The sequence below is a fragment of the Leucobacter chromiiresistens genome (genome assembly GCF_001477055.1).
In the GTDB taxonomy this organism is placed as follows: Bacteria; Actinomycetota; Actinomycetes; order Actinomycetales; family Microbacteriaceae; genus Leucobacter; species Leucobacter chromiiresistens_A.
In genome coordinates this window covers 1-21,158 of record NZ_LDRK01000033.1, presented here as the reverse complement: position 1 = coordinate 21,158, position 21,158 = coordinate 1, and the positions used below count along the sequence as shown (strand labels likewise).

Sequence of the window (21,158 nt, the reverse complement as noted above, 5' to 3'; positions counted from 1 at the left end):
GTCAGCAGGAGGTCGCCCGCGAGCGCGGCGGCGGAGTGCGTCGCGCCGCTGGATGCGCCGCACGAGACCGTCGCGGTGTGGCAGAACGCCGACGGAGCCGAGTTCGCCGCCGTCGCGGGCGGCAACACCCGGAACGAGGGCTGGGAGGGCATCACCCTCGTCGCGCTCGACTCGCTCGAGACGCGCAGGCTGGCCGTAGCCGGCTACCCGCAGGCGATCGTCGCGTACGCTCGGAGCTGAATCGCGGCTGGTTCGCCGGCCCGATCCAGCGCCTTCCGCGCCGGAAGTGGGAGAATCGAACCATGAGCACTCCTGGTGGACCCATGCGGTCGTCGCGCCTCCCGCTGGTTCCCGAGCTTCCGAAGGGCGACATCGTCTCGACCTACGACCGGTACGAGGATGCGAAGCACGCAGTCGACGTGCTCGCGCGCGCCAGCTTCCCGGTGCGGCAGATCAGCATCGTCGGCAACGACGTGCGCAGCGTCGAACGCGTCACGGGACGCCTCACCTACGGCCGCGTGGCGCTCATGGGCGCGCTCTCGGGTGCGTACCTCGGCCTCTTCCTCGGCCTGCTGCTCTTCATCTTCCAGCCCGACAACGGCGCCATCCTCGGCGTGTTCGCGGCCGCGATCGCGATCGGCGCCGGCTTCGGCATGCTCTTCGGCGTGCTGTCGTACGCGATGAACCGCAATCGACGCGACTTCTCGTCGGTGATGCAGATGATCGCGACCCGGTACGACCTGATCGTAGAGCCTGACTTGCTTCACGAGGCTCGGCGGGTACTCATCGAATCTGTGGATAAGTAGCGCGGACAACATTGGGACATGACGACGAAGCACGCCATATGTCCGCCACACCGCCCGCCTTGGAAACAGGGGCATCCACTGTGCGCCGTAAGGTCACAGCCTCTGCGGACTGCGCGGACGGGTGCGGACCGGTGCGGACCGCACGGACCGCGCGGACCGCTGATAGCATCCGTGAGTAACCTACGATCCGGCTGCTCTGGTGGTTTCTATCGTGGCTTTGATCATCACTATCGTCTTTGCCACACGAGGGTGGAAGCGCGATAGCGATGAGCGTGAGGCCGCTGCACAGGCGGAGTTCTTTCAGATCCTGATCCGAACTATCCGTTCTCAGGGTTTGCCCGCTACCCGTAGTAGCGAAGAGGGCGAATGCATCGCCGAAGCAGCCAGTCTCAATGCCCATGCGGTGGCGATCCTGATCTCCTCCAAGAGGGGCCGGGAGATGATGGACATGCTTGTTCGGGCCACCCAAGATGCCACGGAACTTGGCACGCAGTCGAGGCGTTACCTTGCAGCTATCAAGAGCGGTAAAGAATCCACGAAACGGGCACTTGAGCCGGTGGCTGTGCAGAAGCTGGCGGCCTCGATCCCATCTCTCGAAGGCTTCCGTTCTCTGCGCCTTCTTGGAGACGGTTTCCGTCTGCTCCTGAATCGCGCCGATCTCTTTTCGTGTGAAGTACCCCTGCGCGGAATGGATCGACACAAGTTGATCATAGTGAAAGCACTAGAGCCCACTCAGTCGTCCGGCTGCACGTTATGCGATTGCATAAGTAGCCGGATACTGAGGAGGCCTTTGCGTCCTGCTATTCACCGTGCCTAAAGCCGAACGGATAGAAACCGTGAATCACTCCGTCGACGTAGCGATGTTGCGCCACATCCGCGAACTCTCGTGCTTCTTCCTGCGTTGCACAGATTGCAAGAATCTTGAAGTCCGGAGTGGAGTCCTCCTGGACCACCCACACTCCGTCTTTATATGCGTCTCGATCCATCATTGAAAACTCCCTTCTCAGATGTTTAGTCTCGGGCCATGTCAAAATTGGGCAAGAATAAAAAATCCATATTCGCTGGTCTCCTCACGGTAGCCCTTCTCGGGTCACCGACGGCCGCTTTCGCAGAAAATTCAAACTCCGCCGCTCCCGAAATCGTGTTTCCAGATCGCGCAGACTTCTTGACGGAAAGCGAGATGGTCGACGCGGTGTCGGAAGCGACGCAAACCTCATTCTCAGAATCCGTAGTAGGCGAAGGCCTCTCCGCTCGCGCAGGCGAAACGTTCTGCAAACAGGATTCACAGCTCCCACATGTGCGAACGAAGTCGTCGAAGCAGACGGTCGGAGCGAAGCCGACGATCACTTGTGGTACACCGGTAGGGACGCTCGGACTGACTGCGACGCTCTACCAGCAGACGGCGGCGGGGTGGTACAAGGTAGCTGGACCTCAGAAAAAAACGAACCATGATGCGGCAAAGATCCAGATCACCAATCTTGAGTACGTCTGTAAGACGCTTTCTCCCAAGCGCAACTATCGCGTAATCGTAGATGGTGTTGTGGGGTACTACGGGAAGCCCTTGATCTCCGGCTCCTCTTATGGAGATTCGAAGGAAAAGCTCGCCTGCAGCTAGAAACCGTGGGAGTGCGAAGAAAGCCCCTCCGGGTTCCGTTCGTGGTTGCCCGAGGGGCTTTCTGCTGCGCTACCCGATCTCGAGGGACCACCGCGCTACCAGGACCGGTGCTCCATCCACACGACTCAAGCTCTGCTGCTAGGAAAACGACTCCCGTATCAGAAACGATCGACCATCAGGCGGTCGACGCTGATAATTTCGCCGTTTTGAGCGGTCACCCACGTGGCGAACGACTGCCACGTGCCAGGCTTGGCAGTTCGGCCCGTCCACGACCAGGTGCGCCCGAACAGGTGCCCAAGGTAGGTGTACGTCCGCTTGGTGGAGGCGAACCTGACGGTGACGGCCACCATGTCGGCGTTGGGTTCCGGGTGAGCCGGAGGATCGGCTGCGATGATTTCCCTCCGGTATCGACGGAGACCGACGTGTGTCCCACACGGACGACTCTGCCGCGATCTGTGGCCTCTCCGAAAAGGATCGACCCGTTCTCGTGGCGAAGCGCGAGCTTCGTCCCTTCCGCATGATTCATCGCTGTGCCTTTTAGTGTGCTGCTGCGATCGAGGCGACTTTTGCGACAACGGGCTCGGTGTCCCAGTTCTTCCCTGAGATGTGCTCCGTCTAAAACGTCGGCCGTTCCGTGAGCTTCGCGAGTGAGATGAAGTAACCGTCGTGCTCTACATACTCGGCCTTGTTCTCGGTCCCTCGATTCCAGTATTGCAACTGCATGTTGTTCTCCCAGTCGTCCAGGTCGACGGCGCGGGAGAACGCCCCCTGCCAGCCGAGTTCGATCTCTGGTATGCGTCCGTGGCGGTTCTTCGCCACGTCGATGATCAGCCGGCGATTCGGCTCCTCACCTTCTTGGCTGAGCATCATGATCACGTCGGCGTCTTGCTCGATCGCCCCGGGCTCTTGAAGGTCCGAGGTCTTCGGTCGTCTGTCTGCTCGTCGCTCCGACTTACGATTGAGCTGCGACAGCAAGATGACGGGCACGCCGAGCTCTTTCGCCATGATCGTCATCTGCCAAGAGAACTCGGTCACCTATGCGAGACGATCAGCGCAGTCGTCCGAAGACATCAGTTGAAGGTAATCGACCACGATGCCCGCGAGTTCGTGTCGGCGGGAGAGGGTGCGAGCGAAAGCCTTCGCGTCGGGTGGCTTCACGTTCGTGCGTTCGTCCACCGCGATGTTCAACTTGACGATCAGGTCGCGCTTCGACTTGATCTTCTCCAGATCCCACAGATGATCGCGACCCGGTACGACCTGATCACCGAGCCGGAGCTCGTGCACGAGGCGCGTCGGGTGCTCACGGAGTCGGCCGAGTGGTAGGGATCCGCGGGACTTCGAGATCGGGACGGGTGCGGGCAGGGTCGACCACGCCTGCGCGCTGCAGCGAGCCTCGTCTGCCCGACCCATGATGGTCACGACTCGTCGGCGACGACCTCGACTTTGAATCCGGAGGCGTTCTCCAGCCAGCCGGCGTAGTGGTCCGGGCCTCCCGCGTGCGGATAGCGGTCCCGATACAGCGGGTGCCAGCCGTGCTCCTCCGCCCGTGCCATGATCGTGTCGACCCGATCCGGAGCGCCCGCCGTGAATGCGAGGTGGTTCACACCGGGCGACCTTCGATCGTGCATCGCCGTCGACAGATTCGGGGAGGTCGTGAGCGTCACGTAGGCGCCACCCGCGGTCCACGACTCGCCTTCGGGCCACGCGTGCTGCAGCTCGAAGCCGAGCTCGCGGAACAGCCAGCTCCACTCCGCCCGGACGTCCATCAGATTCGCGACCCACACCTCGACATGATGAATTCCCGCCATCTCTCCAGTCTCTCAGGCCCGCCGATGGCGCTCGGGGAGGCGCGTCGCAGGTCGGGCGTACGCGGCGAAGCCGGTGTCGGATCCGGCGGGCGTACTCGGCTCTGCCTCGGTCTCACGCCGCGGCGCGACGGGAGACCTGCAGCGCCCCTATGCCCTATCGCTCGAGCGAGTTCAACGCGCGGATCCCCGCGTTCTCGAGCGATCCGAGCGGCGTGCCGTCGGCGAGCTCGGTCTCCACGCGCACGGTCGACATGCGCATCCGGGTCGACTCGGGGGTCGCCTGCGCGAGCGGAACGCTCGCGAACTCCGCGAGGTTGTCGATGGAGCGCTCGGAGAGCCAGTCGCGCGTCTCCGTCTCCGACAGGGCGGCACCGTACACCACCTTCGCGATGCCCTCCTCCACCGTCACCGATGCGAAGGCCCGAGCGGCGAGCGCGCCCTCCTCGGCGCGGGCTTCGTGGTACTCGCGGATCGCGTCCTCGATCTCCTGATCCGATGCGGGCGTCTCGTTCACGGGGCACTCTCCAATGCTCGATCGGTTCGCGGCGGCGGGCGCCGCCCGGCGCGGGTCATCGCCGACCCGCGCTCGCCAGTCTACGAGCGGGCCGCCCAGCAGTCGCGGGGTTGACGTCGCGCTACCCGTCGCGCAGCGCCTTCTGCACGCGCTGCAGCGACACCGGCTCCGCCGTGCGCAGCTGCTGCGCGAACAGGCTGACGCGCAGCTCCTCGATCAGCCACCGAGCGCGTTCGAGCCGCGCGGGCGCGTCCGGGGGCAGCGGGATCGCCCCGCCCGCCTCGGTGTACAGGGCGGTGGCGCGATCGATCTCGTTCTGCCAGGCGCGATCGCGGCCCGCGTTCTCCACGAGACCGCGCATGCGCAGCTGCACCGCCTCCAGGTAGACGGGCACGCGCTCCAGCCGAGCGAGCCCGGTCCGCGAGACGAACCCGTCGAACACGAGCCCGTCGATCTGGCGTGCCGCGTCCGACACCTGACCGAGCACCTGCATCGACTTCGCGCCGTCGATCGCCTTCCGGGCCAGCCGCGCGCCGTCGAGCACGCGGGCGGTGAGCGAGATCGCGCCGTAGATCTCGTCGATCAGCGATCGCGCGTAGTCGTCCGCGAGGGCCTCGAAATCGGCGGCGCGCCAGATGAGGCCGTCGGGGGCGTGGCGTCGGATCACCCGGTCGGCCACGGCGAGCGATACGTCGGCGATCGCCTGGTCCAGGGTGCGGTACGGGCCCGCGCCGAGCAGCAGCTTCTCCTGATTCGAGAGGTGGTCGCGCACGTACGACGCCGGCGACGGCGAGCTCAGCACGACGAGGCGGCGGAGGCCGCGGCGGGAGAGCCGCTCCTGCTCCGCCTGATCCGCGACGAGCACGAGATCGACCGCGGTGCGCCGGTCGAGGATCGCGGGGTACGCGCGCACCACGCCCGCGCCCGCCGAGCCGCGTCCCTTCGCGTACGCCGAGTCGACGTGCCGGGGCAGGTCGCCGAACGTCCACGACGTCGCCCCGGTGCGCTCGAGATCGCTCTTCGGGAGCGCGGCCGCCGCCACCTTCGCCACGCCCTGCGTCGCCCGTTCGCGGTGCGCGGTCTGCAGCTCGGCGAGGTTCTTGCCCGTCCCGACGGTGCGCCCGCGGCCGTCCACGACTCGGAAGGTGGGGGTGAGGTGCGCGGGGAGCCGATCCGGATCGAAGTCGGTGTGGGCGACCGGCACGCTCGTGCGCCGCCGGATCTCATCGGCGAGCAGCCGCGTCAGCGACGGCGGCGCCTCACCGGCGGTGACGGGGGCGTCGAGTTGCGGCCCCACCGCGGCGAGCAGCGTGCGCGCCCAATCGGCGGCCGGCACGACGTGCTTGCGGATCGCCTTCGGCAGCGTCTTGATGAGCGCCGTCACGAGCTCCTGGCGGAGGCCCGGCACGAGCTTCTCGAAGTCGGAGCCCTCGAGCCGGGGCAGGAGCGGCAGGGGAACGTTCACCGTCACGCCGTCGTCGTCGGCCGTCGGGTCGAACCGGTACCTCAGCCGCAGCGTCTGGTCGCCGTGCGACCACTGCCTCGGGAACTCCTGCTCGTCGACCGTCTCGGCTTCGTCCTCCACGAGGTCCTCGCGCCGCAGATGCAGGAACTGCGGCTCTGCGGCGCGCTTCTCCTTCCACCACCCCTCGAAGCTGCGCGTCGAGACGACGTCGGCGGGGATGCGCGCGTCGTAGAACTCGAAGATCGCCTCGTCGTCGCCGACGATGTCGCGGCGGCGCGTCCGCTCCTCGAGCTGCTCCAGCTCCCGCCGCAGCTGCCGGTTCGCGCGGTCGAACGCCTGCGGGGAATCCCATTCCCCATCGACGAGCGCGTGCCTGATGAAGAGCTCGCGGGCGTGCTCCTGGTCGTAGCGCGCGAGCTGCACCCGGCGGCGGTCGACGATGGGCACTCCGAAGAGCGTGACCCGCTCGTACGCGACGGCGGCGCCCTGGTGCTTCTCCCAGCGGGGCTCCGAGATCTGGCGCTTCGCGAGCGGCCCCGCGAGTTCCTCGGCCCAGGCCGGGTCGACGACCGCGTTCGAGCGCGCGAAGAGCCGCGAGGTCTCGACGAGCTCGACGCTCATCACCACCTCGGGCGGTTTCTTCGCGAGCACCGAGCCGGGGTAGAGCACGAATCGCGTGCCCCGGGAGCCGAGGTACTCCTGCGCGGGCTTGCGGCGCACGGCGCCCGCCGCTGCCCGCCCTCGCGACGGCGCCGCGCGATCCTGGCGGTCGTCGCGCACGCCGAGCTGCGACAGGAGCCCCGCGAGCACGGACCGGTGGATGGCCTCGCCCGCGCCGCCCGCAGCGCTCTGCGCGGCGGAGTCGCGCGGGGCCTTCGCGATCCTCGCGAGTTGACGGTACAGGTCCATCCACTCGCGCACGCGCAAGAAGTTCAGGTACTCGGCCTTGCAGAGCCGGCGGAAGGCGCTCGACGAGAGCTCGCGCTGCTGCTCCTGCAGGTAGTTCCACAGGTTGAGCAGCGTCGCGAGATCGCCCTGCGGATCCGCGAAGCGCGCGTGCAGCTCGTCGGCGCGGCCGCGCTCCGCCTGCGGGCGCTCCCGCACGTCCTGCACGGTCAGCCCGGCGACGATCGCCAGCACCGCCGGCACGACGTCGTGCGCGCGGGCCTCCACCACCATGCGCGCGAAACGGGGCTCGATGGGCAGACGCGAGAGCTCCCGGCCGATCCTCGTGATCCGATGGCCGCCGCCTCGCCCGCCGCCGCGCCGGCCGGTTTTCCCGCCCGCACCCTTCGCCGGCGCCGCCTCCACCGCGCCGAGCTCGGCGAGCAGCCCCAGCCCGTCGGCGATGCCGCGCTGGTCGGGCGGGGTGAGGAACGGGAACCGCGAGATGTCGCCGAGACCGAGCGCGAGCATCTGCAGAATCACGGAGGCGAGCCCCGTGCGGCGGATCTCCGGTTCGGTGAACTCGGGGCGCGACGCGAAGTCCTCCTCCGAGTACAGGCGGATCGCGATGCCCGGGCTGGTGCGCCCCGAGCGCCCCGAGCGCTGATTCGCGCTCGCCTGCGACACGGGCTCGATCGGGAGGCGCTGCACCTTGCTGCGGGCGCTGTAGCGGGAGATGCGCGCCGTACCCGCATCGATCACGTAGCGGATGCCGGGCACCGTCAGCGAGGTCTCGGCCACGTTCGTCGCGAGCACGATGCGCCGCGCCCCGCCCGATCCGCGCTCGAAGACGCGATGCTGCTCCGCGCTGCTCAGGCGCCCGTACAGGGGCAGGATCTCGGTGCGCGCCGACCGCGCCGACGCGCGGAGCCGGCCGTGCAGCGCATCGGCCGCATCCCTGATCTCGGCCTCGCCCGAGAGGAACACGAGCACGTCGCCCGGCGCCTCCTTCGCGAGCTCGTCGACCGCGTCGCCGATCCCGTCGAACAGATCGCGCTCGATCGTGGTCGCCTTCGCGACGCCCGTCTTCGGGTCCGTCCGCTCGACGCGCTCGACCAGCGGGCGGTAGCGCAGCTCGACCGGGAACGTGCGCCCCGACACCTCGATCACCGGCGCCGGCCGCTGCGTCGACGCATCGGCGAAGTGCCGCGCGAACGACTCGGGATCGATGGTCGCCGACGTGATGATGACCTTCAGATCGGGCCGCCGGGGGAGCAGCGTCTTCAGATAGCCGAGGAGGAAGTCGATGTTGAGGCTGCGCTCGTGGGCCTCGTCGATGATGATGGTGTCGTACGCCGACAGGTCGCGATCCCGGTGGATCGCGTTCAGCAGGATGCCGTCGGTCATCAGCCGCACGCGCGTCTCCGCCGACACCTGGTCGGTGAACCGCACCTGGTAGCCGACCAGCCCGCCGAGCTCGGAGCCCAGCTCCTCGGCGACGCGCTCCGCGATCGTGCGCGCCGCGATGCGCCGCGGCTGCGTGTGCGCGATGCGCTCCCGGCCGAGCGCGAGAGCGATCTTCGGCAGCTGCGTCGTCTTGCCCGATCCGGTCTCGCCCGCCACGATGACGACCTGGTGCGAACGGATCGCCTCCGCGATCTCATCGCGCATCCGCGATACGGGGAGCTCCTCGGGAAACGTGATCTGGAGCGGGGGGAGCGTCATGATGCACCTATTATCCCGCGCCGGGGCGCCCGCGCGTAGACTGGCGACGACCGCGCCGATCGCAGGGTCGGCGGCCGCTCCGCACGACGACTCGAAAGGGCATGATGTCTGCACTCCCGATCCCGAACCTCCCCCTCAGCAACGGCACCGCGATCCCGCAACTCGGAGCGGGCGTCTTCCTCGTGGAGCCCGGCGAAGCGGAGGGCGTCGTCGCCACCGCGCTCGAAGTCGGCTACCGCCACATCGACACGGCGAGCGTGTACGGCAACGAGGCCGAGGTCGGCCGGGCCGTCGCGCGCAGCGGCATCGCGCGCGACGAGCTCTTCATCACCACCAAGCTCTGGAACTCGGACCAGACGCGCGCAGCCGACGCGTTCGCGGAGAGCCTCGACCGCCTCGCCCTCGACCGGGTCGACCTGTACCTCATCCACTGGCCCCAGCCGATGTTCGGAGAGGCGCTCGGCGCCTGGAAGTCGCTCATCGAGATCGCCGAATCGGGCCGCGCCTCGGCGATCGGCGTCTCGAACTTCGAGATCGCCGACCTGCAGCAGCTCATGGACGAGACCGGTGTGGTGCCCGCAGTCAACCAGATCGAGCTGCACCCGCTGCACCAGCGCCGCGAACTCGTCGAGTTCTGCACGCAGCACGGCATCGCGATCGAGGCCTGGGGCCCGCTCGCGCAGGGCAAGTCCGACCTCTTCGAACGGCCCGAACTGCTCGAGATCGCGCAGAAGCACGGCAAGAGCCCGGCGCAGGTGGTGCTCCGCTGGCACGTGCAGCAGGATCGCATCGTCTTCCCGAAGACGGTGCGCCGCGAGCGCATGATCGAGAACGCCGAGCTGTTCGACTTCGCCCTCGACGCCGACGAGCTGGCCGCCATCGACGCCTACGAGGCGGGTACGAACTTCGGGCCCGATCCCCGCACCTTCGACGCGCGATAGGAGAGCGGCATGACCCACGCACCCATCACCGTCACCCTCACCGGCGCGGGGGGCCAGATCGGCTACGCGGCTCTGTTCCGGATCGCGGCCGGCGACCTCTTCGGCCCCGACCAGCCCGTGAGCCTGCGGCTCCTCGAGATCCCGCAGGGCATGCGCGCCGCCGAGGGCGCGGCCCTCGAACTCGCCGACTGCGCGTTCCCGACCCTCGCCGGCGTCGACATCACCGACGACGCGAACGTCGCCTTCGACGGGACGAACGTCGCGCTGCTCATCGGGTCGCGCCCGCGCACCGCCGGTATGGAGCGCGGCGACCTGCTCGCCGCGAACGGGGCCATCTTCGGCCCGCAGGGGAGCGCCATCAACGCCCATGCCGACGACGACGTGCGCGTCGTCGTCGTGGGCAACCCCGCGAACACCAACGCGCTCATCGCGCAGCAGCACGCGCCCGACGTGCCGGCCGAGCGCTTCACCGCGCTCACCCGCCTCGACCACAACCGCGCCGTCGGGCTGCTCGCCGCCGAGGCCGGCGCGCCGGTCGCCGACATCGCCGGCGTGACCATCTGGGGCAACCACTCCGCCACCCAGTACCCCGACCTCAGCCACGCCACCGTGCGGGGCGACGCCGCGCTCGCCGCAGTCGATCCCGCCTGGGCGCGCGGCGCGTACATCGAGCGCGTCGCCCAGCGCGGCGCCGAGATCATCGAGGTGCGCGGCGGATCCTCCGTCGCGTCCGCGGCGAACGCCGCGATCGAGCACACCCGCGACTGGGTGCTCGGCACGGGACCGCGCGCGGCGGGGCGCTGGACGAGCGCCGCGATCGTCTCACGTGGCGAGTACGGCGTGCCCGAGGGCCTGATCTCGTCGTTCCCCGTCACGTCCTCCGACGGCGCCTGGAGCATCGTCGACGGGCTCGAGATCGACGAGTTCTCGAGGGAGCGGATCGACGCCTCGGTCGCCGAGCTCTCCGCGGAGCGCGACGCCGTGCGCGAGCTCGGCCTGATGCCCTAGCGCAATCGCGAGCCCGCGGGGAGCCCTAGGATAGAGGGCATGTCCAAGGTTCTATCTTCCCTCCCCGTGGGCGAGCGCGTCGGCATCGCCTTCTCCGGAGGTCTCGACACCTCCTGTGCAGTCGCGTGGATGCGCGAGAAGGGCGCAGTGCCCTGCACCTACACCGCAGATATCGGCCAGTACGACGAGCCCGACATCGACGGCGTCGCCGACCGCGCCAAGGAGTACGGCGCCGAGATCGCGCGCCACGTCGACGCGAAGCGCCCGCTCGTCGAAGAAGGGTTCGTCGCGCTGCAGACCGGAGCGTTCAACGTGCGCTCGGGCGGCAAGACCTACTTCAACACCACTCCGCTCGGCCGCGCCGTCACCGGCACGCTGCTGGTGCGCGCCATGAAGGAGGACGGCGTCGACATCTGGGGCGACGGCTCCACCTACAAGGGCAACGACATCGAGCGCTTCTACCGGTACGGCCTCATGGCCAACCCGGCGCTGCGCATCTACAAGCCCTGGCTCGACCACCAGTTCGTCGAGGAGCTCGGCGGGCGGCACGAGATGAGCGAGTGGCTCGTCGCCCACGGCTACCCGTACCGCGACGCCACCGAGAAGGCGTACTCGACCGACGCCAACATCTGGGGCGCGACCCACGAGGCCAAGAAGCTCGAGTTCCTCGACGCCGGCCTCGACATCGTCGAACCGATCATGGGTGTCGCCGCGTGGCGCGACGACGTGGAGGTCGCCACCGAGGAGGTGTCGGTGCGGTTCGAGGCCGGCCGTCCCGTGGCGATCAACGGCGTCGAGTACGACGACCCGGTGGCGCTCGTGCTGGAGGCCAACGCGATCGGCGGCCGGCACGGCCTCGGCGTCTCCGACCAGATCGAGAACCGCATCATCGAGGCGAAGTCGCGCGGCATCTACGAGGCGCCGGGCATGGCGCTGCTGCACATCACCTACGAGCGGCTCGTCAACGCGATCCACAACGAGAACACGCTCGCGAGCTACCACACCGACGGGCGCAAGCTCGGGCGCCTCATGTACGAGGGCCGGTGGCTCGACCCCGAGTCGCTCATGCTGCGCGAGTCGCTGCAGCGCTGGGTCGGCTCGGCGATCACGGGCGAGGTCACGCTGCGTCTGCGCCGCGGCGACGACTACACGATCCTCAACACCGAGGGCGACAACCTGAGCTACCATCCGGAGAAGCTCTCGATGGAGCGCACGGTCGGCGCCGCCTTCGGGCCGGTCGACCGCATCGGTCAGCTCACCATGCGCAACCTCGACATCGCCGACTCCCGCCAGCGCCTCGAGCAGTACGCGCAGCTCGGCATCGTCGGCGGGTCGATCGCGGAGCTCGTCGGCCAGCTCGAGCAGGGCGGCGCCGCCGAGATCGCCAATGCGGTGGGCGGCATCGACGAGGACGCCGACGTGCTCGGCCTGTCGGCGGCATTCGACGCCGGCACCGACTGACGCCCCGCTCCGTCGCTTCGGCGACACCCCACGACGGGCTCATCCTTGCGGATGGGCCCGTCGTCGTTTTCGGGGGCGGTGCGGAGCCGGGTGGTGCGGTGCCGGGCGGCGCGGTGCGGGCGGTCGGGCACTGCGGTGCGGGTGGCCGGGCGCCGTTCGCGCGGTGGGCCGGTCGCGTTCGCACAGGGGATCCGGCGAGAAGCGGTCGGATCGCGCGGAAACGTCCTGCGCGAAGGCGACTCCACTGCACGAAGGCGAGGGGGCGAGGAGGCGAAGGAGGGGAGGGGCGAAGAGCGCGAAGGTGCGGAAGCGCGGCGAGCCCGGAGCCGCAGCGCGCCCCTCGCGCACCGGCGCGAGGGGCCCGGAGATGCAGAACGGCCCGCCCTCCGAGGAGGAACGGGCCGTCGGCGCTCTCGGCGAATGCTCAGGAGGCGCGGCGCGCGCGAGCCGCGCGACGCTTGAGCGCGCGGCGCTCATCCTCGCTGAGGCCGCCCCAGACGCCCGAATCCTGACCGGTGTCCATCGCGTACTGCAGGCACATCTCGGTGACCGTGCACCGTGCGCAGACCGACTTCGCGCGCTCGATCTGCTCGACGGCCGGTCCGGTGTTGCCGACCGGGAAGAAAAGCTCCGGGTCTACGGTGAGGCATGCTGCCTGTTCACGCCAATCCATGTGTCCTCCTCTGTAACGCACGCGCGCGAACAACCCGGAGACCGGATAGCCTAGAATTCGCGCCGTAACTACCTAATACGTGGCTGAGAATGCTCACGTCGGCGTGCGCGAAACTCGACGGGTTATATAGTTCCACGGATACAGATGCAAATCAATAGGTAACCTGCAATTGATTGGAAAGCGAGCCGCAATGCCCCCGACACCTCCCGATCACCCTCGTTCACGTGCGGGATGGGCCGTGCTCCGCGTGCTGCTGGTGCTCGAGAGCCTGCTGCTCGTCGGCGTCCTGATCTTCTCGGTCTCCGCCGCACTCGGATCGGTCGGGCCGGTCGCGCAGAACGCGAGCATCGTCGCAATGGCGCTGCTCGGGCTCGTGTGGGTCGCCGTCACGGCCGTCGCCGCGCTGCGCGGTCGGCCCAGTTGGGTGCGCGGATCCGCCCTCACGATCCACGTGCTGCTCTTCGCCGCGGGGACCGGCTGCCTGCAGCTCGGCATCGGCTCCTGGCAGTTCGGCTTCTCGCTCGTCGCGGGAGCACTGGTGGGCTTCGCCGCCGCCGTGCTCGCGCGGCCGGACGAGCGTCCCGTGTACGACGAGGAGGGTCGCGCGGTCTAGGCCCCCCGCGACGGTGTCGCGGTCCGCTCCCGCGACGGGCCGAGGCTCAGACCTCGAGCAGCTTGCGGAGGCGCGCGACGTGGCCGGTGGCCTTCACGTTGGTGAGCGCGTGCGCGATCCGGCCCGACTCGTCGATGACGAAGGTCGACCGGATCACGCCCTCGACGATGCGTCCGTAGTTGTTCTTCTCGCCGAACGCGCCGTAGGCGCGGTGCACGGCGGTGTCGGGGTCGCTCAGGAGCGGGAACTCGAGGGCGTCGCGATCGGCGAACCGGCGGAGCTTCTCGACGGAGTCGCGCGAGACGCCGAGCACGTGGTAGCCGGCGGCCTCGAGCGGCAGCGTGGAGTCGCGGAAGTCGCAGGCCTCTTTCGTGCAGCCGGGCGTCATGGCCTCGGGGTAGAAGAACAGGATCACGAGCTTGCCGCGGTACTGCGCGAGCGCGCGGGTATTGCCGTCCTGGTCGAGGAGGGTGAAGTCGGGGGCCTCGTGGCCGGGCTCGAGCACTGCGCGATCAGTCATACGGTCAGCCTAGCGCCGAGCGGGAGCCGAAGCTGGGGCGCGACCCGGAGCAGCAGCGGAAGCGCGACCCGAAGCGCGGGCCGCAGCGCGAGCCGCAGAACCCGACTCCGCAGTTACGCGAGCAGTCGGCGGAGCGATTCGACGCGGGCGGCGCCGGCGGCGTCGAGTCGGCCGTCGGCGATCGCCGCGTCCAGCTCGCAGTCGGGGGCGTCGTGCTGGTGGGTGCAGCCGCGCGGGCAGTGCTCGATGATCTGAGCGAGGTCGGTGAACCCGCTCAGGATCCCCTCGGGTGTGACGTGGCCCAGCCCGAAGGAGCGCACGCCGGGGGTGTCGATCACCCAGCCCGTGGGCCCGTTCTCGGCTCCCGGGGTCGCGGCCCGCAGGGCGACGGACGAGGACGAGGTGTGGCGGCCGCGGCCCGTGACCTCGTTGACGTGGCCGATCGCGCGCTCGGCCTCGGGTACGAGCGCGTTGATGAGGGTCGACTTGCCCACGCCGGAGTGCCCGACGAAGACCGTGGTGCGGCCCGCCAGCGATGCGCGGATCTCGGCGAGCGGCCACGCGTCGGGCGCGGAGCGGAACACGGGCACCTCGAGCGCGGCGAAGTGCGACAGGAACGGCTCCGGGTCGGCGAGGTCGACCTTCGTGATGCAGATGAGCGGCGTGATGCCGGCGTCGTAGGCGGCGACGAGGTAGCGGTCGACGAGGCGGACGCGGGGTTCGGGGTTGGCCGCCGCGACGACGATGAGCATCTGGTCGGCGTTCGCGACCATCACGCGCTCGACGCGGTCGCTGTCGTCCGCGCTGCGCCGCAGCAGGGTACGGCGCTCGGCGACGGTGACGATGCGAGCCAGCGATCCGTCATCGCCGCTCGTGTCGCCGACGAGCTGCACGCGGTCGCCGATGACGATCGGGGTGCGGCGCAGTTCGCGGGCCCGCGATGCGAGCACGGTGCGCTCCCGCAAATCGGCGGGGTCGGCGTCTGCGGCGACGAGGGCCGTGTAGCGACCGCGGTCGACGGCGGTGACCATGCCGGTCACGGCGTCGGCGTGCTCGGGGCGCCGCTTCGTGCGCGGCCGGTTGGCCTTCGGGTTCGGACGCTGCCGCACCTCGTGATCGGCGTATGCGGCGTACGGGTCGTCGACGTCATCGTCATCGGGAGTGAGCCAGCTCACGCGCTCACAGCCCCGTGAGGAAGCCGCGGGCGGCACGGCCGAGCGCCGACTCGTTGTCCGGGGCGCCGTCCGCAGCGCCGGCGGCGGCTCGGCCGAGGCCCACGGTGTGCTCCCAGAGCTCGGTGAACCGGGGGAGGGTCTTCGAGGTCGACGCCACGTCCTCCACCTCGACGCCGGAGATGCGCAACCCGATCAGCGCGCCGGTGGTCGCCATGCGGTGGTCGGCGTAGCTGTGCCAGACGCCGCCGTGCAGCCGTGCGGGACGCACCGCGATGCCGTCCTCGAGCTCGATCGCGTCGCCCCCCAGTGCGTTGATCTCGGTGACGAGGGCGGCGATGCGGTCGGTCTCGTGATGGCGGATGTGCCCGATGCCGGTGATACGGCTGGGCCTGCCATCGGCGCCGTCGGAGCCGTGCGCGGCGAGCGCGGCGAGGCCGACGAGCGTGGGCGCGAGCTCGCCCGCCTCGGGCACGTGCAGGTCGACTCCCGAGAGGTCGCCGCTCGCGGTGACGGTGAGGTCGCCGGAGGGGTCGAGGCGGATCGCCGCGCCGTACTCGGGCAGCAGCGTGCGCAGCAGGTCGCCGACCTGCGTGGTCGCGGCCGGCCAGTTCGGCACCGTCACCCGGCCGCCGGCGACCATCGCAGCGGCCAGGAACGGGGCGGCGTTCGAGAGGTCGGGCTCGATCGTGACGTCGATGGCGCGGATCGGCCCGGGCTCGACCCGCCACTCGCCGACGGCCGGCGAGTCCACCTGCACGCCGCGGGCCCGCAGGCAGGCGATGGTCATCTCGATGTGCGGCAGGCTGGGCAGCCGTTCGCCGGTGTGCACGACGTGCACGCCGTGCTCGAATCGCGCTCCGGCGAGCAGGAGGGCGGAGACGAACTGGCTCGAGAGGGAGGCGTCGAGTTCGACGCGGCCCCCGCGGAGGGCTCCCGTGCCGTGCACCGTGAAGGGCAGCGCGCCGCGGCCCTCGTCCGCGATATCGGCGCCGAGGGCGCGGAGCGCGTCGAGCACGGGGCGCATGGGCCGCTTGCGCGCGTACGGGTCGCCGTCGAACGCGACGGGCCCGAGGGCGAGCGCGGCGACGGGCGGCACGAACCGCATCACCGTGCCGGCGAGCCCGCATTCGACGGTGGTCGACCCGGTGAGCTCGTCGGCGGGCGTGATGCGGAGGTCGGGGTCTGCCAGCTCGCCCCGGGGCAGCTCCTCGATGACGGCGCCGAGCGCGCGCAGCGCGTCGATCATGAGCGCGGCGTCGCGCGAGCGCAGCGGAGCGCGGAGCACGCCGGGCCCGTCGGCCAGCGCGGCGAGCACGAGCTCGCGGCCGGTCAGCGACTTCGACCCGGGCAGCTGCACGGTCGCGTCGATGGGCTGCTCGGTGCGGGGAGCCGGCCACAGCGTCTCGGCCGCTCCGACGCCCTCGCCGGTGCCGGTCTCGTCGCCGTCTTTGCCCTGGTTCATCTTCGCGATCAGCATCGGAGTCGATTCTACCCGCAGCAGTCGCCAGTAGGATCGAGAGCGTGAGTGATACCGCAGCACAGGCGAAGCTGGAACAGCGCTTCACGTCGGAGGCGCTTCCGATGCTCGATCAGCTGTACGGCGCAGCGATGAAGATGACTCGGAACCCGCAGGATGCGCAGGACCTGGTGCAGGAGACGTTCCTCAAGGCGTTCTCGGCCTTCGCCTCCTTCCAGGAGGGCACGAATCTGAAGGCGTGGCTGTACCGGATCATGACGAACAGCTACATCAACACGTATCGCAAGCGGCAGCGCGAACCGCATCTCGGCGCCGTCGACGAGCTCGAGGACTGGCAGCTCGGCGGAGCCGAGTCGACCACGGCGATGTCCTCCCGATCGGCGGAGGCGGAGGCGATCGACCGCACCCCGGATTCGGTGGTGACGACCGCGCTCAACGCGCTCCCCGAGGACTTCCGCATCGCGGTGTACCTGGCCGACGTCGAGGGGTTCAGCTATCAGGAGATCGCCGACATCGCGGAGGTGCCCATCGGCACGGTGATGAGCCGCCTGCACCGGGGGCGCGCCCGATTGCGGAAGGCGCTCGGGGAATACGCGAACGAGCAGGGCGTTGGACTGAGTGCGGGAGCGAAGCAGACAAAGAAGGGAGCAGCGCGATGAACGAGTGCGAGCAGGCGAAGGCGAATGTGTACGAGCTGCTCCGGGGCGAGCTCTGCGCCGAGGAGTCGGCGCCGATCCGAGCGCACATCGCGCAGTGCCCCTCGTGTCAGGACGAGCGGAACGCGTGCGAGAAGCTCACGAACGTGGTGAAGCGGGCGTGCGAGGAGGAGCGGGACAGCAACTGCCCGCCCGAGGCGCTGCGCGACGCGATTCTCCGCAGCCTCCGTGCTGAGGGGCCCGGCGCCGTCGTCTGACGCGGCAGGGGACGCCGCCGGCGACGCCAGGTCGGATCACTGGGCAGCGCGCTCGTCGCCCGCCAGCAGGCGGTCGACGGCCTCGGCGAGCGCTGCGGGCGCGGCTTCGTGCAGATTGTGGGGGCCGGCGATCTCGACGACCGGACTGCCGGGCAGTCGCTCGCGCCACTCGGCGACGAGCGCGGCGTCGAGCATGCCGCCGTCGGCGGCGATGAGGGCGCTCGGCGCACCCGTCTGAGAGAGCCCGTCGAGCGCGCCCCAGATCGCTGCGTACGGGTGGGGGTCCTCACCCGCGCTCGGGGCATCGAGGTGCGCGAAGTGATGCGCCCATTCGAGGCGGCCGTCGGCGCGCACCCTCGTGTTGAGCGCGATCCCGCGCGCGAGCGCGGCAGGATCGCGGCCGATGCCGAAGCGCCGGGCCCGATCCACGATCTCGTCGATGCTGCCGAAGTGGCGCTGCCCGCGGATGAATTCGTGCACCGCTCCGGCGTCGCGCCTGGGCGAGACGCCCGGCGTGATGTCGATGAGGATCACGCGGCGCACGAGGCGCGGTCGCGCCGCCGCGACGAGCGCCGCGGTCAGCCCGCCGAGGGAGTGGCCCACGAGGGCGACGGGATCCGTCACCCGCGCATCGAGCACCGCGGCGACGTCGGCGGCGAGGGCGGAAGGGCGGTAGTCGGCGTCGCTCCGCCAGTCGCTGCGGCCGTGGCCGGGGAGATCGAGGGCGAGCGCCGGCCGGCCGAGGGCGAGGAGCATCGGATCGAAGCTGTGGGCGTTGAGCCCGGCGCCGTGGAGCGCGACGAGCTGCGGCGGCCGGCCGCCGTCGAAGGCCAGCCCGCTCACGGTGCGGCGATCCGGTACGACCGCCGACTCGCGCGCGACGGCGGGCAGGGGGCCGCCGCGACCCACCCGCTCCGCGTCGCCCGCGAGGAAGCGGAACTCGTCGTCGTCGCTCCGCGGGCGCGAGCCGTCCGCGCTCACTGCGCCCGCTTCGGCTCGGCGGCGGCGTCGGCACCGGTCACGTATCCGCCGTCGCGCAGACCCGCCTCGATCTCGAAGCGGTTCCGCAGCGGGTCGCGCCCCGCGAGAGCGTAGAGCACGGGGAGCGCCATGCCGTAGTGCCGCCACTGCTCGCGGTGCACCCGCTCGTGGCGCAGCACCCGCTCCGAGACGTTGCGGTTCGTCAGGTAGCACGAGCCGACGCAGCTGCCGCCCCGCCCGAACGTCCACTTCGGCATGCCGCGGAACACCCACAGCCCCTCGTGACGCTCGATGCGGCCCCGGCTCCAGATGGCGCCCCACGCGAAGCCGACGACGGTGGCGTACACGTACCCCGCCTGCGCGAACGGCCAGCGCCGCCCCCGCGGGCTCACGACCGCCCGCCCGAGGTCAGCGCCGCGAGCGTGCGGAGCACGGTCGGGAGGTCTTCCGCGGCGCGATTCCGATCGGCCGGGGCGAACTCGCAGATCGCGGCCCCCGCGAGCGGCACCGCGGCGACAGCCGCGCGAACGGCGCCGGTCAGCTGCGCGACCGAGAGCCCGAACGGCACGGGGGCGTGCACCGAGCCGAAGTCGGCGGGGTCGAGCACGTCGAGGTCCACATGGACGTAGAGGCCGTCGGCCCCCGAGATGCGATCGAGGATCGCGGAGCGCAGACCCTCCGGGTCGTCGGCGGCCGCATCGACGCGCACCACGGCGATGCCGCGGCGCTGCAGTTCGTCCTCCTCCTCCGGGTCGACCTCCCGCACGCCGACGAGGGTGAGGCGATCCGCGGCGATGGCCGGTCTCGCCGCGAGGTCGTCGCTCCCGTCGCCCAGGGCGTGGCGCAGCGTCATGCCCGACGCGCTCCCCGACGGCGAGGTGCTGGGGTGCTGCATGTCGGCGTGGGCGTCGAACCACAGCACCGCGAGCCGCTCGACCGAGCGGGCCGCGGCTTCGAGCCCCGCGAGAGAGGTCGCGCAGTCGCCGCCCACGATGATCGGCGTGCGGCCGTCGGCGAGGGCCGGCTCGAGGGCGGTGCGGGCCGACTCCCGGGCGCGGATCAGGCTGCTCAGCCGGGCGACGGGCGTGCCCATCGCGTCGCCGGCTTCGAGGGGCACCGGCACCTCCCGGAGGGCTGAGGCTGGGAGGTCCTCCCGCAGCAGTTCAGCGCCCTCGGCGATCTGCATCGCTCGCGCGGAGGGCGATCCCTGCCACTGGGGCATCAGAAAGTACATCGGGCTTGCCACGTCGGCCTCCTCGCAGATCCACTGCAGTTCAGAATACGCCCGCCCGTTCGGCCGAGAGGCCCGTTCCGCGGAGCGAGAACAAGCGGCTCAGCGGCCCACGGCGCTCACGCGACCGTGCTCACGCGACCGCGCTCACGACACCGCGCTCACGCGACCGTGCTCACGCGACCGCGCTCACGCGACCGTGACGAAGTCGATGAGGTGCTCCACGCGGCCGACGAGCTCGGGTTCGAGATCTCTGAAGTCGCGCACCCGCGATCGGATGCGCGACCAGGCGTCGGCGATATCGGCCTGCTCGTCGCCCGGCCAGCCGAGCGCCCGGCAGATGCCCCGCTTCCACTCGATGCTGCGGGGGATGGTCGGCCATTCCTGCAGCCCGACCCGCGCCGGCTTCACCGCCTGCCAGATGTCGACGAACGGGTGGCCGACGATGAGCACGTGCGCCCCGTGCGGCCCGCGCGCGATCGCCTCCGCGATCCGGGACTCCTTGCTGCGCGGCACGAGATGGTCGAGCAGCACTCCCGCGCGGCGTTCGCGCGAGGGCCCGAACTCCGCGAGCACCTGCTCGAGGTTGTCGGCGCCCTGCAGCATCTCGACCACGACCCCCTCGACGCGCAGGTCGTCTCCCCAGACCTGCTCGACGAGCTCGGCGTCGTGCTTGCCCTCGACGAAGATGCGACTCGGCATCGCCACCCGGGCGCGCTGCTGCGGAGCGGCGAACGAACCCGAGGCCGTGCGCCTGCGGGCCGCCGGGGGAGCTGCGGGTCGCACCAGGCGCACGGGTTCGCCGTCGATGAGGAACCCGTCGGTCAGCGGGAAGGCGCGCACCTTGCCGCGATAGTCCTCGAGCTGCACGAGGCCCTCGCGCGCGCCGACGACGGCGCCGCACCACTCCGACTCGGTGTGCTCGATCACGAGGCCCTTCGCGAGGGGCACCTCGCGTCGTTCGACCGGACCCCGGCGGGGTTTCATCGCTGCCACCGGGTCGAGGTCGTATCGGTCGTCGAACATACGGTCGAGCCTATCGCCGAGCGAACCTGCGGGCCCGGAGGCGGGCGCCGAGCCGCTACTGCGAGGGGCGCGGTCGGCCCGCAACGCCGTCAGCCGAGCGCGCAGTCGGTGCGGAAGCCGGCATCCGCGAGAACCGCCCGCCCGGCATCGCCGAGCACGAGCGCGCGCCCGCCGCCGAGCTTCTCGCCGGGCAGCTCGTGCACGTCGAGGTCGGCGCGCGCGAGTCGCGCCAGCTCGAACGGATGAAGCCCGCCGCCGATGCTCAGCGATCCGCTGCCCGCCCACACGGCGCCGGCCAGTGCTCCCGGGTGCGCGTCGGCG

General features: G+C 70.2%; 22 protein-coding genes and 2 pseudogenes. 10 read left to right on the top strand and 14 right to left on the bottom strand.

Annotation, left to right across the window (positions count from 1 at the left end; all coding sequences use genetic code 11):
- The 4 genes and pseudogenes from NS354_RS06985 to NS354_RS13365 all read left to right on the top strand — a co-directional run.
- A pseudogene (locus NS354_RS06985) lies at positions 1-240 on the top strand (hypothetical protein); the annotation flags it as partial.
- 62 nt (positions 241-302) lie between these two features.
- Positions 303-806: a general stress protein gene (locus tag NS354_RS06980; RefSeq protein ID WP_241490408.1), complete on the top strand. Its 504-nt coding sequence runs from the start codon at positions 303-305 to the stop codon at positions 804-806.
- 211 nt (positions 807-1,017) lie between these two features.
- Positions 1,018-1,623: a hypothetical protein gene (locus NS354_RS13370; protein WP_153002141.1), complete on the top strand. Its 606-nt coding sequence runs from the start codon at positions 1,018-1,020 to the stop codon at positions 1,621-1,623.
- A 207-nt stretch (positions 1,624-1,830) separates the two neighbouring features.
- Complete coding sequence (locus NS354_RS13365; protein WP_153002140.1) at positions 1,831-2,421, top strand: hypothetical protein; 591 nt, start codon at positions 1,831-1,833, stop codon at positions 2,419-2,421.
- 158 nt (positions 2,422-2,579) lie between these two features.
- On the opposite strand, the gene NS354_RS06975 is transcribed toward NS354_RS13365, so the two are convergent.
- From NS354_RS06975 to hrpA, 5 genes and pseudogenes are all read right to left on the bottom strand, one after another.
- On the bottom strand, positions 2,580-2,771 hold the full coding sequence (locus NS354_RS06975) for a hypothetical protein (RefSeq protein WP_058593854.1): 192 nt from the start codon (positions 2,769-2,771) through the stop codon (positions 2,580-2,582).
- 265 nt (positions 2,772-3,036) lie between these two features.
- Positions 3,037-3,831 (bottom strand): annotated as a pseudogene (locus NS354_RS13795) (DnaB-like helicase C-terminal domain-containing protein).
- A 5-nt stretch (positions 3,832-3,836) separates the two neighbouring features.
- Positions 3,837-4,229: a VOC family protein gene (locus NS354_RS06960; protein ID WP_058593851.1), complete on the bottom strand. Its 393-nt coding sequence runs from the start codon at positions 4,227-4,229 to the stop codon at positions 3,837-3,839.
- Positions 4,230-4,383: 154 nt separating this feature from the next.
- Entirely contained in the window at positions 4,384-4,743 is a 360-nt protein-coding gene (locus NS354_RS06955) for a hypothetical protein (RefSeq protein ID WP_058593850.1), read from the bottom strand.
- A 121-nt stretch (positions 4,744-4,864) separates the two neighbouring features.
- Positions 4,865-8,818, bottom strand: a complete 3,954-nt coding sequence (gene hrpA, locus NS354_RS06950) for an ATP-dependent RNA helicase HrpA (RefSeq protein WP_058593849.1) — start codon at positions 8,816-8,818, stop codon at positions 4,865-4,867.
- 101 nt (positions 8,819-8,919) lie between these two features.
- On the opposite strand from hrpA, the gene NS354_RS06945 reads away from it, so the two are divergent.
- Genes NS354_RS06945 through argG form a run of 3 tightly spaced genes read left to right on the top strand, consistent with a single transcriptional unit; the run spans position 8,920 to position 12,228 of the window.
- Complete coding sequence (locus tag NS354_RS06945; RefSeq protein ID WP_058593848.1) at positions 8,920-9,759, top strand: aldo/keto reductase; 840 nt, start codon at positions 8,920-8,922, stop codon at positions 9,757-9,759.
- A 9-nt stretch (positions 9,760-9,768) separates the two neighbouring features.
- Positions 9,769-10,767, top strand: coding sequence for a malate dehydrogenase (locus NS354_RS06940; RefSeq protein ID WP_058593847.1), 999 nt, complete (start codon positions 9,769-9,771; stop codon positions 10,765-10,767).
- A gap of 39 nt (positions 10,768-10,806) precedes the next feature.
- The gene (argG, locus tag NS354_RS06935; RefSeq protein WP_058593846.1) at positions 10,807-12,228 is read left to right on the top strand and encodes an argininosuccinate synthase; all 1,422 of its coding nucleotides are present in this window, start codon (positions 10,807-10,809) and stop codon (positions 12,226-12,228) included.
- A 424-nt stretch (positions 12,229-12,652) separates the two neighbouring features.
- Here the strand turns inward: argG and NS354_RS06930 are convergent, their stop codons facing one another.
- Positions 12,653-12,901: a WhiB family transcriptional regulator gene (locus tag NS354_RS06930; protein WP_010156721.1), complete on the bottom strand. Its 249-nt coding sequence runs from the start codon at positions 12,899-12,901 to the stop codon at positions 12,653-12,655.
- Between the two features lie 238 nt (positions 12,902-13,139).
- On the opposite strand from NS354_RS06930, the gene NS354_RS06925 reads away from it, so the two are divergent.
- Positions 13,140-13,514: a hypothetical protein gene (locus tag NS354_RS06925; protein WP_082677956.1), complete on the top strand. Its 375-nt coding sequence runs from the start codon at positions 13,140-13,142 to the stop codon at positions 13,512-13,514.
- Between the two features lie 46 nt (positions 13,515-13,560).
- Here NS354_RS06925 and bcp read toward each other — a convergent pair whose 3' ends face one another.
- The 3 genes from bcp to aroA all read right to left on the bottom strand — a co-directional run bounded on the left by bcp (position 13,561) and on the right by aroA (position 16,686).
- Positions 13,561-14,034 carry a thioredoxin-dependent thiol peroxidase gene (gene bcp / locus NS354_RS06920; RefSeq protein ID WP_058593844.1) on the bottom strand — a complete coding sequence of 158 codons (474 nt, stop codon included), beginning with the start codon at positions 14,032-14,034 and terminating at the stop codon, positions 13,561-13,563.
- A gap of 113 nt (positions 14,035-14,147) precedes the next feature.
- A complete protein-coding gene (gene rsgA / locus NS354_RS06915) occupies positions 14,148-15,209 on the bottom strand; it encodes a ribosome small subunit-dependent GTPase A (protein WP_058593843.1) in 1,062 nt (353 codons plus the stop codon).
- Positions 15,210-15,213: 4 nt separating this feature from the next.
- The gene (gene aroA / locus NS354_RS06910; protein WP_058593842.1) at positions 15,214-16,686 is read right to left on the bottom strand and encodes a 3-phosphoshikimate 1-carboxyvinyltransferase; all 1,473 of its coding nucleotides are present in this window, start codon (positions 16,684-16,686) and stop codon (positions 15,214-15,216) included.
- 44 nt (positions 16,687-16,730) lie between these two features.
- Here aroA and NS354_RS06905 point away from each other — a divergent pair, with 44 nt between their 5' ends.
- Positions 16,731-17,345, top strand: coding sequence for a sigma-70 family RNA polymerase sigma factor (locus tag NS354_RS06905; RefSeq protein ID WP_082677955.1), 615 nt, complete (start codon positions 16,731-16,733; stop codon positions 17,343-17,345).
- Complete coding sequence (locus tag NS354_RS06900) at positions 17,342-17,599, top strand: zf-HC2 domain-containing protein (protein WP_058593840.1); 258 nt, start codon at positions 17,342-17,344, stop codon at positions 17,597-17,599. Before NS354_RS06905 ends, NS354_RS06900 begins: the two co-directional genes overlap by 4 nt.
- A gap of 36 nt (positions 17,600-17,635) precedes the next feature.
- On the opposite strand, the gene NS354_RS06895 is transcribed toward NS354_RS06900, so the two are convergent.
- From NS354_RS06895 to NS354_RS13550, 5 genes are all read right to left on the bottom strand, one after another.
- Positions 17,636-18,580, bottom strand: a complete 945-nt coding sequence (locus tag NS354_RS06895) for an alpha/beta fold hydrolase (protein ID WP_058593839.1) — start codon at positions 18,578-18,580, stop codon at positions 17,636-17,638.
- Positions 18,577-18,972, bottom strand: a complete 396-nt coding sequence (locus NS354_RS06890) for a hypothetical protein (protein WP_058593838.1) — start codon at positions 18,970-18,972, stop codon at positions 18,577-18,579. The genes NS354_RS06895 and NS354_RS06890 overlap by 4 nt, the downstream gene beginning before the upstream one ends.
- Complete coding sequence (locus NS354_RS06885) at positions 18,969-19,826, bottom strand: arginase family protein (protein ID WP_241490406.1); 858 nt, start codon at positions 19,824-19,826, stop codon at positions 18,969-18,971. The genes NS354_RS06890 and NS354_RS06885 overlap by 4 nt, the downstream gene beginning before the upstream one ends.
- A 174-nt stretch (positions 19,827-20,000) precedes the next feature.
- Positions 20,001-20,837, bottom strand: a complete 837-nt coding sequence (locus tag NS354_RS06880; RefSeq protein WP_058593836.1) for a DUF3097 family protein — start codon at positions 20,835-20,837, stop codon at positions 20,001-20,003.
- An 89-nt stretch (positions 20,838-20,926) separates the two neighbouring features.
- On the bottom strand, positions 20,927-21,158 hold a 232-nt coding region (locus NS354_RS13550), incomplete at its 5' end, for a hypothetical protein (RefSeq protein ID WP_193750724.1).